At 72.7% G+C, this 13,781-nt stretch carries 12 protein-coding genes and 1 tRNA gene; 9 read left to right on the forward strand and 4 right to left on the reverse strand.

Translation table 11 applies throughout. From position 1 onward, the window contains the following. Position 1: 1 nt before the first annotated feature. From AB0M28_RS30515 to AB0M28_RS30545, 7 genes are all read left to right on the forward strand, one after another. Positions 2–778, forward strand: a complete 777-nt coding sequence (locus tag AB0M28_RS30515; protein WP_365412157.1) for a siderophore-interacting protein — start codon at positions 2–4, stop codon at positions 776–778. Positions 779–974: 196 nt separating this feature from the next. Then, positions 975–2,042, forward strand: coding sequence for a glucose-1-phosphate thymidylyltransferase (locus tag AB0M28_RS30520; RefSeq protein ID WP_365412160.1), 1,068 nt, complete (start codon positions 975–977; stop codon positions 2,040–2,042). Continuing rightward, positions 2,039–3,025 carry a dTDP-glucose 4,6-dehydratase gene (gene rfbB, locus AB0M28_RS30525; RefSeq protein WP_365412163.1) on the forward strand — a complete coding sequence of 329 codons (987 nt, stop codon included), beginning with the start codon at positions 2,039–2,041 and terminating at the stop codon, positions 3,023–3,025. Before AB0M28_RS30520 ends, rfbB begins: the two co-directional genes overlap by 4 nt. Next, positions 3,022–3,915 (forward strand): dTDP-4-dehydrorhamnose reductase, encoded by an 894-nt coding sequence (gene rfbD / locus AB0M28_RS30530; protein ID WP_365412189.1) that lies wholly within the window; start codon positions 3,022–3,024, stop codon positions 3,913–3,915. The genes rfbB and rfbD overlap by 4 nt, the downstream gene beginning before the upstream one ends. 20 nt (positions 3,916–3,935) lie before the next feature. Next, positions 3,936–5,915 carry a glycosyltransferase gene (locus AB0M28_RS30535; RefSeq protein WP_365412166.1) on the forward strand — a complete coding sequence of 660 codons (1,980 nt, stop codon included), beginning with the start codon at positions 3,936–3,938 and terminating at the stop codon, positions 5,913–5,915. A gap of 55 nt (positions 5,916–5,970) precedes the next feature. After that, positions 5,971–6,579 (forward strand): dTDP-4-dehydrorhamnose 3,5-epimerase, encoded by a 609-nt coding sequence (gene rfbC, locus AB0M28_RS30540; protein ID WP_365412168.1) that lies wholly within the window; start codon positions 5,971–5,973, stop codon positions 6,577–6,579. Positions 6,580–6,590: 11 nt separating this feature from the next. Further along, positions 6,591–7,382 carry a class I SAM-dependent methyltransferase gene (locus AB0M28_RS30545; protein ID WP_365412171.1) on the forward strand — a complete coding sequence of 264 codons (792 nt, stop codon included), beginning with the start codon at positions 6,591–6,593 and terminating at the stop codon, positions 7,380–7,382. A gap of 50 nt (positions 7,383–7,432) precedes the next feature. On the opposite strand, the gene AB0M28_RS30550 is transcribed toward AB0M28_RS30545, so the two are convergent. From AB0M28_RS30550 to AB0M28_RS30565, 4 genes are all read right to left on the reverse strand, one after another. Beyond that, the gene (locus AB0M28_RS30550) at positions 7,433–9,445 is read right to left on the reverse strand and encodes a glycosyltransferase family A protein (protein WP_365412174.1); all 2,013 of its coding nucleotides are present in this window, start codon (positions 9,443–9,445) and stop codon (positions 7,433–7,435) included. A 165-nt stretch (positions 9,446–9,610) separates the two neighbouring features. Beyond that, positions 9,611–9,683: transfer RNA gene (locus AB0M28_RS30555), tRNA-His, on the reverse strand. A gap of 109 nt (positions 9,684–9,792) precedes the next feature. After that, positions 9,793–10,401 (reverse strand): oligoribonuclease, encoded by a 609-nt coding sequence (orn, locus tag AB0M28_RS30560; protein WP_365412177.1) that lies wholly within the window; start codon positions 10,399–10,401, stop codon positions 9,793–9,795. 58 nt (positions 10,402–10,459) lie between these two features. Continuing rightward, positions 10,460–11,587, reverse strand: a complete 1,128-nt coding sequence (locus AB0M28_RS30565) for a helix-turn-helix domain-containing protein (RefSeq protein ID WP_365412180.1) — start codon at positions 11,585–11,587, stop codon at positions 10,460–10,462. 765 nt (positions 11,588–12,352) lie between these two features. On the opposite strand from AB0M28_RS30565, the gene AB0M28_RS30570 reads away from it, so the two are divergent. Together AB0M28_RS30570 and AB0M28_RS30575 are read left to right on the forward strand one after the other, a co-directional pair. Next, the gene (locus AB0M28_RS30570) at positions 12,353–12,874 is read left to right on the forward strand and encodes a universal stress protein (RefSeq protein WP_365412182.1); all 522 of its coding nucleotides are present in this window, start codon (positions 12,353–12,355) and stop codon (positions 12,872–12,874) included. A 201-nt stretch (positions 12,875–13,075) separates the two neighbouring features. Beyond that, positions 13,076–13,642, forward strand: a complete 567-nt coding sequence (locus tag AB0M28_RS30575; protein WP_365412185.1) for a GPR1/FUN34/YaaH family transporter — start codon at positions 13,076–13,078, stop codon at positions 13,640–13,642. Positions 13,643–13,781 lie beyond the last annotated feature (139 nt).

The raw sequence follows: 13,781 nt of genomic DNA on the forward strand, positions 1-13,781 counted from the left end.
GATGTCCTTCCGCTTCTTCGACCTGACGGTCGCGCGCACGGCGCGGCTCAGCCCGTCGCTGGTCCGCATCACCTTCACGGGTGAGGAGCTGGAGGCGTTCGCGTCCGGCGGCTACGACCAGAGCCTGTCGCTGTTCCTGCCCCACCCGGGGCAGGACGCGCCGGTGATCGCGCGCGGCGAGGACTGGTTCGAGGAGTTCCGGGCGATGGACCCGGCGGTGCGGGCGGTGTGCCGGTCGTACACGGTGCGCGCCCAGCGGCCCGGCGAGGCGGACATCGACTTCGTGCTGCACGCGGAGCCCGCCGGTCCCGCCGCCACCTGGGCGGCGCAGGCGAAGCCGGGCGACCGCGCGGCCGTGCTGGGCCCGTACGAAGCGGACAACGCGGGCGTGCGGTTCCGCCTGCCCGAGGACGCCGCGTGGGTGCTGGTCGCGGCCGACGAGACCGCTCTGCCGGCCGCCCAGGCGATCCTGGAGGGCCTGCCCGCCGGACTGCCGGCGCGGGTGTGGCTGCAGGTCCCCCGGACGGCGGACCAGGTGGCGGTTTCCACCGCGGCCGAGGCGGAGATCACCTGGCTGACCTCGGGCATCGAGGACGCGGTCCGCGGGGCGGAGCTGCCCGAGGGCACCCCGTACGCCTGGATCGCGGGCGAGTCGGGCATGGTCAAGGCGCTGCGCCGGCATCTGGTGAACGACCGCGCGGTCGACCGCCGCGCGATCACCTTCACGGGCTACTGGCGCCGCGGCGTCAGCGAGGACCAGTTCCGCGAGGAAGCCTGACCCACAGCAGCCACAGCAGCCACAAGGCGCGGCACAGGACACCGGCGACGGGCCGGAGACCCCCTGGGGTTTCCGGCCCGTTTCCTTTCCCGATCCCCTTTGTCAACTGGCCGTCCGTGTCAGTGGTGTGCCTAGAATCGGCGGGACGAACGAAGAGCCTGTCCACAGACGCCTATATCCGCAGGGACTGACGCTCGTGAAGGCGCTCGTACTCTCCGGCGGGGCCGGCACCCGGCTGCGCCCCATCACACACACCTCGGCCAAGCAGCTCGTACCGGTGGCGAACACCCCGGTGCTGTTCTACGGGCTGAAGGCCATCGCCGACGCGGGCGTCACCGAGGTGGGCATCATCGTCGGCGACACCGCCGCGGAGATCCGCGAGGCGGTCGGCGACGGCTCCGCCTTCGGCCTCGACATCACCTACATCCCCCAGGCCGCCCCCCTCGGGCTCGCGCACGCGGTGCTCATCGCCCGCGACTACCTGGGCGACGAGGACTTCGTGATGTACCTGGGCGACAACTTCATCGTCGGCGGCATCACGGACCTCGTCGAGCGCTTCCGCGCCGAGCGCCCCGCCGCCCAGATCATGCTCACCAAGGTCGCCGACCCCACGTCGTTCGGCGTCGCGGTCCTCGACGGCGACGGCCGCGTCGTCGGGCTGGAGGAGAAGCCCGCGAAGCCCAAGAGCGACCTCGCCCTGGTCGGCGTCTATCTCTTCACCCCCGCGATCCACGAGGCCGTACGCGCCGTCAAGCCGTCCGGGCGCGGCGAGCTGGAGATCACCGACGCCATCCAGTGGCTGATCGACGACGGCCGCGACGTCCACTCCACCACGATCTCCGGCTACTGGAAGGACACCGGGAACGTCACCGACATGCTGGAGGTCAACCGGCTGGTGCTGGAGACCGTCGAGCCGGTGGTGGAGGGCAGCGTCGACGAGGAGAGCGAGCTCATCGGCCGGGTCCGCGTCGAGGCCGGGGCCAGGATCACCGGCAGCCGGATCGTCGGCCCCGCGATCATCGGCCGCGACTGCGTGGTGAAGGGCGCCTACGTCGGCCCGTTCACCGCCATCGCCGACCACTGCCGGATCGAGGACTGCGAGATCGAGTACTCGATCGTGCTCTCGGGCTCCTCGCTCACCGGCGTACGCCGTATCGAGGCCTCGCTCATCGGCCATGACGTCGAGGTCACCCCCGCCCCCCGCAGCCCCTCCTCCCACCGGCTGGTCCTCGGCGACCACAGCAAGGTGCAGATCTCCTCATGACGGACACCCGCATTCTCGTCACCGGCGCCGCCGGGTTCATCGGCTCGCACTACGTCCGCACGCTGCTCGGCCCTGAGGGGCCGGGGGACGTGGCCGTCACGGTGCTCGACAAACTGACCTACGCGGGCAACCCCGCGAACCTCGACCCGGTCCGCTCGCACCCCGGATTCGCCTTCGTCCAGGGGGACGTCTGCGACGCGGAGCTGGTCGCCGGGCTGATGTCCGGCCACGACCAGGTGGTGCACTTCGCGGCGGAGTCCCATGTCGACCGGTCGATCGACGGCGGCGCCGAGTTCGTCCGTACGAACGTGCTCGGCACCCACACCCTCGTCGACGCGGCACACCGGGCCGGCGTACGGACGTTCACCCACATCTCCACCGACGAGGTCTACGGCTCGATCGACGCGGGCTCCTGGCCGGAGACCGACCCGCTGCGGCCCAACTCCCCGTACTCCGCGTCCAAGGCGGGCAGCGACCTGATCGCGCTGTCGTACCACCGGACGCACGGGATGGACGTGCGGGTGACCCGCTGCTCCAACAACTACGGGCACCACCACTTCCCGGAGAAGGTCATCCCGCTGTTCATCACCAACCTGCTGGACGGCCGGAAGATCCCGCTGTACGGCGACGGCGGCAACGTCCGGGACTGGCTGCACATCGACGACCACGTCCGCGGCATCGAGCTGGTGCGCACCCGGGGCAGGCCCGGCGAGGTCTACAACATCGGCGGCGGCACCGAGCTGTCGAACAAGGAGCTCACCAAGCTGCTGCTCGACGCCTGCGGCGCCGACTGGGACAGCGTCGAGTACGTCACCGACCGCAAGGGCCACGACCGCCGCTACTCCGTGGACTGGTCGAAGATCCGCGACGAGCTGGGCTACGCGCCGCGGAAGGACTTCACCGAGGGGCTGGCCGAGACCGTCCGGTGGTACCGCGACAACCGCGACTGGTGGGAGCCCCTGAAGGAGCGTGCCGCGTGGTGAACAACGGCTGGCTGGTGACCGGCGCCGGCGGCATGCTGGCCCGCGACGTCCTGGCGCGGCTCGCGGCGGACGGCATCCCGGCCGTGGCCGCGGACCGCAAGGCGCTGGACGTCACCGAACCGGAGTCGGTGGCGGCCGCGTTCGCCGGGAACCCGCCCGCCGTGGTCGTCAACTGCGCGGCGTACACCGCGGTGGACGACGCCGAGGAGCACGAGGACGAGGCCACGGCGGTCAACGGCGCGGGACCGCGCCGCCTCGCCGAGGCGTGCCGGACGCACGGCAGCGTGCTGCTGCACGTCTCCACGGACTACGTCTTCCCCGGTGACGCGTCCGCCCCGTACCCCGAGGACGCCCCCACCGGACCCCGCGGCGCCTACGGCCGCAGCAAGCTGGCCGGGGAGCGCGCGGTGCTGGAACTTCTGCCGGAACGCGGATTCGTGGTGCGCACAGCCTGGCTGTACGGCGCGGGCGGGCGTAACTTCGTGCGGACGATGATCCGCCTCGAGGAGTCCCGCGACACGGTCGACGTCGTCGACGACCAGCACGGCCAGCCCACCTGGACGGAGGACCTGGCCGACCGGCTGGTGCGCCTCGGCCACGCCGCGCTCGCGGGGGCCGCTCCGGCCGGCGTCTACCACGGCACCAGCTCGGGCGAGACCAGCTGGTTCGGCCTGGCCCGCGAGGTCTTCCGGCTGCTGGGCGCCGACCCCCTGCGCGTACACCCCACCACCAGCGCCGCGTTCGCCCGCCCTGCGCCCCGGCCGGCGTACAGCGTGCTGGGGCACGAGCGATGGCGGCTCGCGGGCATCGAGCCCATACGGGACTGGCGGGCGGCGCTCGGCGCCGCGATGCCCGCCCTGCTCTCGCCAGCAGTCCCCCCGCCGCACTGACCCGAGCCCCCGGAGCCCGTATGTCCATCAAGGTGAGCGTCGTCGTCCCGGTGTACAACCCGGGCCGCTACATCGAGGACTGCGTCGCCTCGCTGCTCCGGCAGAGCCTGCCCGACGACGAGTACGAGGCGGTCTTCGTCGACGACGGCTCCACCGACGACACCCCGGAGCTGCTCGACCGGCTGGCGGCCGAGCACCCGAACATGCACGTCATCCATCAGGAGCCGTCCGGCTGGTCGGGCCGGCCGCGCAACGTCGGAACGGACGCCGCGCGCGGCGAGTTCGTGATGTACGTCGACAACGACGACTGGCTGGGCGACGAGGCGCTGGAGCGGATGTACCGCTACGGCGTGGAGAACGGGGCGGACATCGTCATCGGCAAGATGGCCGGCAAGGGCCGCCCGGTGCCGCGCGAGCTGTTCCGCGTCAACCGCCCGCACGCGACCGTCGCCGACGCCCCGCTCATCGACAGCCTCACGCCGCACAAGATGTTCCGCAGGGACTTCCTGGAGCGCACCGGGCTGCGCTTCCCCGAGGGACGCCGCCGGCTGGAGGACCACGTCTTCGTGGCGGAGGCGTACCTCCTCGCGGGGAACGTCTCGGTGCTCAGCGACTACGTCTGCTACCACCATGTGAAGCGGGAGGACGAGGGCAACGCGGGCTTCCGGCAGATCGAGCCCGTCGGCTACTTCAAGAACCTGCGCGACGCGCTGGACGCCGTGGAGCGGCACACCGAGCCCGGCGAGCTGCGCGACCGGCTGTTCCGCCGCTGGCTGCGTGTGGAGATGGTGGAACGGCTGCGCGGCAACCGGCTGCTGAAGGTGGCCGAGCAGGACCGCGCCCCGCTCTTCGCCGAGATCCAGACCCTGGTCAACGAGCGGTTCGGCCCGGAGGTCGCCGCCCCACTGCCCTTCGCGCAGCGGGCGGTGGCCGCGCTGGCCACCGCCGGACGGCTCGCGGACGTCGAGGAGTTCGCCCGCTGGGAGGCCGGCATCAAGGCGGCCGGGCGGCTGACGGACCTGCGCTGGGACCAGGAGCGGCTGCGGCTCGCGTTCACCGGGGAGCTGACGACCGACGAGAAGCCGATGGCCTTCCGCACCGAGGACGGTCAGGCCCAGCTGGACCTGCCGCTCGGCGAGGAGGCCGCCGCCGTGGTCGCCGCACAGAGCGTGGACCTGCGGGCCCCGGTGGACGGGGCCGCGGTCGACCTGGTGCTGCGCGAACGCGCCACGTCCGCCGAGTTCTTCCAGCCGGTGGAGGTCACCCGCGAGCAACTGCCCCTGGCCGACGGCTCGTTCCGGCTGGTCCTGCACGCAGACGGCACGATCGACCCCGCCACGGCCGCGAACGGCGGGCCGCTCGGCCGGGGCGTGTGGGACGTCGTGATCCGCGTCCGGTCCTGCGGCTGGGCCAAGGACGTCCGGCTCGGCTCGGTCCGCGACGACGCCGCGGAGCGCGGGCGCGTCGCCGCCCTGACGGGATCGCCGGTACGGCTGGTCCTGCCGTACTGGACCGAGCCGTTCGGCAATCTCTCGCTGGACGTCGACCAGTCCATGCGGCTGTTCCGCAAGGAGCTGGAGCCCCTCCACCCCAGGGACGCGCGGATCCGCGGCCGGGCGCTGCGGCTGCCGCTCCCGCTGCTGGCCGGGGCCGGGGCCACCGCCGTGGTGAAGCTGCGCGAGGCGGGCGGGAGGCGGACGATCCCGATAAGAGCCGCCCTGGAGCCCGAGGGCGACGGCTGTGTCCTGGTGGCCCCGCTCGCCACCCGGGCCGTGGCCGGCAACGCCTGGCACCTGGACCTGGCCCTGCCGCAGTCCGCCCGGCCGAAGCCGGTGGCGTACACCCTGCCGCTGGGCGTCAGGGGCAGCCTCGTCGGCGTGCGGATCACCGCCCCGCCCGCGGGCCCCTCGCGGCTGCGCCCGCTGATCGTGCGCGCGCGCAGGGCGCTCAGGCCGGTCAAGCGCGCCTGGCTGAAGTTCCGCGCCGCCAGGAGCGGCTGATCCCGCAGCCCGTGCAGAGGGCCCGTCCCGCCGACCCGAGGAGCCGTACGACACCATGCGACCACTGTCCATCGAAGGCGCCTGGGTGCACGAACCGAAGATCTTCCCCGACGAGCGGGGCAGCTTCCTCGAATGGTTCCGCGGCGGCGACTTCCGGGAGACGACCGGCCACGGTCTGAACCTGGCGCAGGCGAACTGCTCCGTCTCCCGCCGCGGCACGCTGCGCGGGATCCACTACGCCGACGTACCCCCGGGCCAGGCGAAGTACGTCACCTGCGTGCGCGGCGCGGTGCTGGACGCGGTGGTCGACATCCGCACGGGCTCCCCCACCTTCGGGCACTCGGAGCTGGTGCGCCTGGACGACGGGACCCGGCACGCGGTGTACCTCTCCGAGGGCCTCGGCCACGGTTTCCTCGCGCTCACCGACGACGCCGTCGTCGTCTACCTCTGCTCCGAGGGGTACGCCCCCGAGCGGGAGCACGGCATCGACCCGCTCGACCCGGACCTGGCCGTCGACTGGCCGGCCGGTATCGCCCCTGTGCTGTCCCCGAAGGACGCCGCCGCCCCGTCCTTCGCCGACGCCGAACGGCGGGGCCTGCTGCCCTCGTTCGAGGCGTCGGCCGCGTACCGCCGGCGGCTTCGCACGGCCCACGACCCCGACTGAAGGACCCACGAATGGATCGCCACGGATTCCTGCGCCGCCTCCACCAGGTCTACCGGCCCCGCAACTACCTGGAGATCGGCGTCAACGACGGGCGCAGCCTCGCCCTGTCCCGCGTCCCCTCCGTCGCCATCGACCCCGCGTTCAAGGTGGTCAAGTCGATCAGCTGCGACGTGCATCTGGTCAAGGCGACGAGCGACAGCTTCTTCGCCCGCAAGGACCCGCTGCTGCACCTGCGCACCGGCCGCAACCCGTTCCGGGCGCTCGCCCGCCGCGATCCGCTCGCGGTGCTCGGCGGCGACCCGAAGCTGGAGCTGTCGTTCATCGACGGCATGCACCTCTTCGAGTTCGCGCTGCGCGACTTCATCAACGTCGAGCGGCACTCCCGCTGGTCGAGCGTGATCGTCTTCGACGACATGCTGCCCCGCAACGTGGACGAGGCGGCCCGCGACCGGCACACGGGCGCCTGGACCGGAGACGTGTTCAAGGTGGCGCAGGTGCTGCGGAGGCTCCGGCCCGACCTGGTCGTCGTCGAGGTCGACACCAGCCCGACGGGTGTGGTCGTGGTCTTCGGCGCCGACCCGGACAGCAAGGTGCTGCCGGAGCGCTACGACGACATCGAGAAGGAGTACATCAAGCCCGATCCGCAGGAGGTCCCGGACGAGGTGCTGCTGCGCAAGAACGCGGTGCAACCGGAGGCCCTGCTGGACGCCCCGTTCTGGCCCGCGCTGATCCGCGCCCGGAACCTGAACCGGGGGCGCTCGGCGTTCACCGCGCTGCGCGGCCGGATCGAAGAGGTGAGCTGACGGGGCTCCGGGCGGTGCGCTGACAGGCCCCGCCCGGACCCCTCAGCGCGTCACCCCGCCACCCGGGCCGCCAGCCTGCGCACCCGGCGGCGGGCACGGGGCGGCAGCCGCCGTACGGCCGGGCCCGCCACCCGCTTCAGCGCGGAGCGGGCGGTGGCCCGCCGCCGCAGGGAACGGGCGCGCCGCAGCGCGGCCGGGGCGGGCGCGTCGAGGCCGGGCGCGGGCACCAGCCGCCCGGTGCGCCGTACGACCAGATCGCACAGGGGCAGCTCCGGCCCGTCCTCCGGTCCGCCGTCCGCGCCGTCGAGGAGCAGGGCGAGGCGGCCGGGACCGGCCGGCAGCCCCGGCACCCGCAGCGGCAGCCGCAGCTCGCTGTGCCGGGTCCCCGCCGCGGCGGGACGCAGGATCGCCGGGACCGGGTGGCGCGCCCCCTCCTCCGATACGAACACCAGCTCGACCGGCTGCGGCTCCGCGGCGCACGCCACGGCGATCCACAGCACGGCACGCCCGCCCGGCACGCCCAGAACCGGCTGCTTGTCCAGCCCGGCCTCCCGCGCGCCGACGTCCAGGACGAGGTCCCGCTCGCCGGGGGTGTACGGCAGGACGGGGCGCGGCGGCCTCCCCAGCAGCCCGGGCGGGCAGTCGGCGGCGGCCTGCCCCGGCTGCGGGGCGGGGATCCGCACCGGACGGGTCAGCCCGAGCCAGCGCAGGGTCGCCCAGGCGTCCCACAGGCCCCCGTCCAGCCGGGCGCCACCGCGGAAGCTCTCCGCGGGCACCCGGCCCGTGCCGCGCACCACCAGCTCGGCGGTGTCCTCCCCGCGCGGTTCGAGCCGGGGGTCGAACCAGCTCTTGCACGGCCAGGGGGCCGCACCCGCGCGGTGGCTCAGATACACCTCGCCGCCGAAGCCCCGGATCTCGTCGGTCACGTCGACCGGCTCCCCGGCGGCCCCGTCGTCCGTCAGCGGCAGCAGCCAGCGCCCGTCCTGCCGCCGCAGGAGCAGCGGCTCCTCCTCGGGTCCGCGCACCAGACGGGCCGTGAAGGCGAGCCTGAGGCTGCCGTCGCCCTCCCAGCGCAGGCCCTCCAGACGGATCGTCCCGCGCAGCGACCGGGTGGCGCGCGCCAGCCGCACCAGCCCCTCGGGGTCGTCGGCGCGCAGCAGCTCCGACCGGCGCCGGACCAGGGCGCCCAGGCCCCGGTCCACGCCCTCGCCCATGTACGCGAGGGCGAGCGGCCGGATAGCGTCGTACATCTCCCGGAAACGCTCCTGGTCCCAGCGCAGGACGTGCCGCTCGCCCAGCCGGTTCAGCATCTCGACCTGGTGGAAGCGCCGCAGGATCCGGTCGCGCGCGGGCCCCGGCTCCGTGTGCTCCAGCACGGTGTCCAGGACCTCGCGCAGGTTGCCGTAGTAGCCGGCGGCGTCGGCGCGGGCGCCGCTGTTGTTCTGTCCGTCATCGCGGCGCACGTAGTAGTAGCAGGTGTACGAGGCGAGCACCGAGACGGCCTCGGTCTGCAGATAGGCCCGCATCATGAACAGCTGGTCCTCCAGCCGCCGCTTCCCCTCGGGGAAGAGGATGCCCTTCTCCCGCAGGAAGGCGGTACGGAACATCTTGTGGGGCGTGAGGCTGTAGTGGAGCGGGAAGTCGCGGAGGCAGACCCGGTCGCGGTCGGCTCGGAACACCGAGCGCGGGCCGCTGTCCCAGCCGCTGCGCATCTTGCCCAGCACGATGTCGGAGCCGTTGCGGCGGCCCATGTCGTACAGCCGGCGCAGCGCGTCGGGGGCGAGGTGGTCGTCGTGGTCGACGAACTGCACGTACTCGCCGCGGGCCTCGGCGATGCCGATGTTGCGGGGCTTGCCGGGCCAGCCCGAGTTCGGGATGCGGATGTGGCGGAGGTGCGGATGGCTCGCGGCGAGCCCGGCCAGCCGGTCGCTGGTGCCGTCGGTGGAGCCGTCGTCGACGAAGAGCACCTCGTACTCGTCCGGCGGCAGGGTCTGGTCCCTCAACGATGCGATGCACGGGTCGATGTACCGGCCCGGGTTGTAGACCGGGACGACGACACTCACCTTCACCACCATGCTGCTCCCCGGGTACGTAGGTGTTCGGTTGCCCGTTCCGACGGACCGGACCCCCCGGGGGTTGTACGCGGGACGGGACCGTATACACGGGGCGGCCGGGAAACGACCGAGCCCCCGACCCGGAATCCCAGGTCGGGGGCTTGATCACTGAAGGGTGAGTGACGGGACTTGAACCCGCGACCACCTGGACCACAACCAGGTGCTCTACCAACTGAGCTACACCCACCATGACCTGTGCTTTTCGCACCGGCCATGAAGAAGTGTACAGGGTCTGGGGGGGTGCTCGCCCCGCCTTATCCCCGCACCCCCGTGAGGCGCGCGTCACCCCGGCGGGGTCAGCCCTGCGCCGGGGGTGCGGTGTGCCGCGCCGCGATCTCGCGGGCGGTGTCGGAGTCCGGGCCCGGCTGGGGGACGAAGACCGCCTCGCGGTAGTAGCGCAGCTCCGCGATCGACTCGCGGATGTCCGCCAGGGCGCGGTGGTTGCCGGACTTCGCCGGGCTGTTGAAGTACGCCCGCGGATACCAGCGGCGGGCCAGCTCCTTCACGGACGACACATCGACGATCCGGTAGTGGAGCCAGTCCTCCAGGGCCGGCATGTCCCGGGCCAGGAAGCCGCGGTCCGTACCCACGGAGTTCCCGCACAGCGGGGCCTTGCCCTTCTCCGGCACGTGCTTGCGGATGTACGTGAGGACCTGCTCCTCGGCGTCCGCCAGCGTCGTGCCCGCGGCCAGCTCGTCGAGCAGGCCGCTCGCGGTGTGCATCTGGCGGACGATGTCCGGCATGCTCTCCAGGGACTCGTCCGGCGGGCGGATCACGATGTCCACACCGTCGCCGAGCACGTTCAGCTCGGAGTCCGTCACCAGGGCGGCAACCTCGATAAGCGCGTCGGTCGCCAGCGAGAGCCCGGTCATCTCGCAGTCGATCCACACCATGCGATCGTTCATGCCCCAACCCTACGTGCCGCGCGCCCCGCGGGGGCACCCGCTGTACGCGCGGCAGTCGTCAGCCCACCGGGCGCTCCCGCTGGGACGGGATCGTACGGCGGGCGACCTGGTCGCGCTGCGCCGGCTGGACCGCGGCGTAGGTGTCCGTCTCCGGCTTCTCGTCCGGCTGGGGATGGCGGGTGCGGTACGCCGCGCGGTAGGCGGCCGGCGAGTAGCCGAGCTGGCGGCGGAAGTGGCCGCGCAGCGCCACCGGCGAGCGGAAGCCGCAGCGGCCGGCGACCTCGTCGACCGAGAAGTCGGACGTCTCCAGCAGCCGCTGGGCGGCGAGCACCCGCTGGGTGATCAGCCACTGCAGGGGCGCGCTGCCCGTCAGGGAGCGGAAGCGGCGGTCGAAGGTCCGGCGGGACATGTAGGCGCGCGTGGCGAGTGCCTCCACGTCGAACTGCTCGTGCAGGTGCTCCAGCGCCCAGGCCACGACCTCGGCCAGCGGGTCGCCGCCGATCTCCTCGGGTAATGACCGGTCCACGTGCCGGTCCGCCCCGGAGCCGCGCCGGGACGGCACGACGAGCCGCCGGGCGAGCGCCGCGGCGGCCTCCGGCCCGTGGTCGGTGCGGACGATGTGCAGGCACAGGTCGATCCCGGCGGCCGTGCCCGCGGAGGTGAGGATGTCGCCGTCGTCGACGAACAGCTCCCGGGGGTCCACGTGCACGCTCGGGTAGCGCTTGGCCAGGGTCGGGGCGTACATCCAGTGCGTCGTGGCGGGGCGGCCGTCCAGCAGGCCCGCGGCGGCCAGCGCGAAGGCCCCGGTGCACAGGCCCACGATCCGCGCGCCCTCCTCGTGGGCGCGGCGCAGGGCGGCGAGCGCCGAGGCGGGCGGCGGCTCGGTGATCGACCGCCAGGCCGGCACCACGATCGTGCCGGCCCGGGAGAGGGCGTCCAGCCCGTGCGGGGTGGTCAGCTCCAGGCCGCCCGTGGTGAGCAGCGGCACCGGCTCGCCGGCGCACACCAGCAGCCGGTAGCGGGGGGCGCCGGTGTCCTGCCGGTCGGCGCCGAAGACGGACAGCGGGATGGAGCTCTCGAAGATGGGGCCGCCGCTGAACAGCAGTACGGCCACGACCTCGCGGCGGCGGCGTGTGCCCGGCGCCCTGGGACTCTGCGCACCGGCGACAGCGGTGTCCTGGCTCATGCTCCTCGCGCCCCCCTCGGTTGTCTCGCCCTCAACGGTGGCCACAAGATCAAATCTTATGTGTCCCCCGAGGCTGGCGGGACAGGTTCGGGCCCTACCTTTTTGTCGACATGGAAACTTGGCGTAAAGCATTCGATCACGAAGCGTGGCACTGCTTGGGCCCGCTGTGAAGTGCGCCTTTCTTATCCCCTCCGACAAGCCGCAGCACCAGGCCCGCCGTGCGCCCCTGTACGCCCCGCCACCTGGCGCGTTGCCGAACATCACCGGCAACTCCTTTACACGGGGCGGAAGTTGGCCGAAAACCGCTCGTGAATCGGTTGCTTCCGGCCGGCCGGACCCCGTTCGGGAGCCCTCCTGGCCGGTACGTGTACACCCCATGCAGCCGGCGGGCCCGACGGGCAGCCTGACGGCGCGACCGGGGGCGCGGTGAGGGCGCACGGGAGCACTCCCGGAGCGACGGCCGGATCCGCACACCCAGCCGGTCCCGCACCCCGGAGGAGGCTGCGGGGCATTGCGCTCGGGCGGTTCGTCGGGCATGCTCCTCAAAACCGTCGGCCCGGTCCGCCACGGCCGGTGCGCAACGCCTCGGGGCGCACAGGTTTGAAGCCCTGGGCAGCCGGGGAGTGTCGCCGTACCCTGTGGGTAGGGGCTTGGGAAGATGCTTCCCGGTCACTCCGGGTGTTGTCGTACGTCAGGAGCCAGAGCAGCCCCATCAAGCCACAGCCGTTCCCCTCCACCCAAGAGGACTCCTTCGCCGAGACACCGATGGCCGGTCACGAATCCCCCGAACCCGCGGACCGCAAGCAGTTCACCGATCTGACGGCTGAACTGGCAGCGGAGAGTGAGCCGCGCCGGGTCTGCGACCCGGCCTTCCTGCACGGCGTCGTCGTCGGTTTCGACGGCTCGACGTCCAGCGAGCGTGCGCTGGCGTACGCGATCGGCATGGTGCGGCGGTCCGGCTGCGGGCTGATCATCGTGCACGTGGCCAACCGGCTGCCGACGACGGTGTGGGCGGGCTGTGAGCCGCCGGTGTTCGTCGACGTACCCGACCACCGTACCGAGGTGCTCGGACTCGAACTTGCCTGCGCGGACCATCTGTCCGAGGTGCCCTGGATCCTGGTCGAGCGCGGCGGCGACATCTGCCACGAGCTCGAGGAGGTCGGCCGGGAGTACGAGGCCGACGCGATCGTCGTCGGCTCGACGCACGGCATCGTGGGGCGCATCTTCGGTTCGGTCGCGGGGCGGCTGGCCAAGCGGGCGAAGCGGCCCGTCATCGTCATCCCCTGAGGCGCGGCGGGGTGTTGCCCGGCCCCGCAGGCGATCATTCACCGGGTTCACCGCCGACCTGCGTCAACTTCGCTTGACCTGGGGCGAATTTACCCGCGGGTAGGAGGTGGATTGTGAATTTGTGACGGGCATAACGGGGTCAGCACCACCTGCGCAGGGGCGCTGCTCGACCGTACAGCCCTGACATGAAGGGAGCCCGCCGTGGACAAAGACGTCTCCGCGGGAAGCAACACCACGACACTCGGCTACCTCCTCCTCGGCGTCACCCTGCTGGCCTTCGGCCTCGGTCACACCGACGTGATCGACGGAGTCAGCGCCGCCAACGCACTCGACCTCGCCATGTGGGCGGGCGGCCTCGGCCTGTTCGTCACCGGGCTCCTCGAGTTCCGTGCCGGCAGCAACGCCACGGGGACGGCCTTCGCCGGCCTCGGAGCGCTCTGGTTCACCTGGTCCGCGGCCGCGGACAGCGGGGCCTCGGCCAACGCCGCCGGACTCTTCTCGCTTCTCTTCGCACTGGTCGCGCTGAGCCTCGCGCTCGCGTCGAGCGGCTCCGGGTTGCTCACCCAGGCCGTGTACGGGTTCCTCTTCCTCAGCATGCTGCTGCTGGCCATCGGCTCGTTCGCGGACAACACCGACCTGGCCAAGGTCGGCGGCTGGGCCGCGGCGGTGTCCGGTGCGGCGGCCTGGTACACGGCGACCGCGGCGATGGCGCATCTGCCCACGTCGATGCCGCGGCGGGCGGCGCATCGGGAGACCGCCGCCGCGTAGGGACGTGCTGCCCTGCCGGGAGGTGACGGTCCCCGGGCACAGGGCCCAGATCGTCAGCGCCCTGCGGCCCTTGACGCTGAACCACAGAGGATCGTCGCCGACGACGGGCCGGGCGAGGTGCTTCGGCAGGGCCCGCAGG

It is taken from the genome of Streptomyces sp. NPDC051940, assembly GCF_040680895.1.
Classification (GTDB): domain Bacteria; phylum Actinomycetota; class Actinomycetes; order Streptomycetales; family Streptomycetaceae; genus Streptomyces.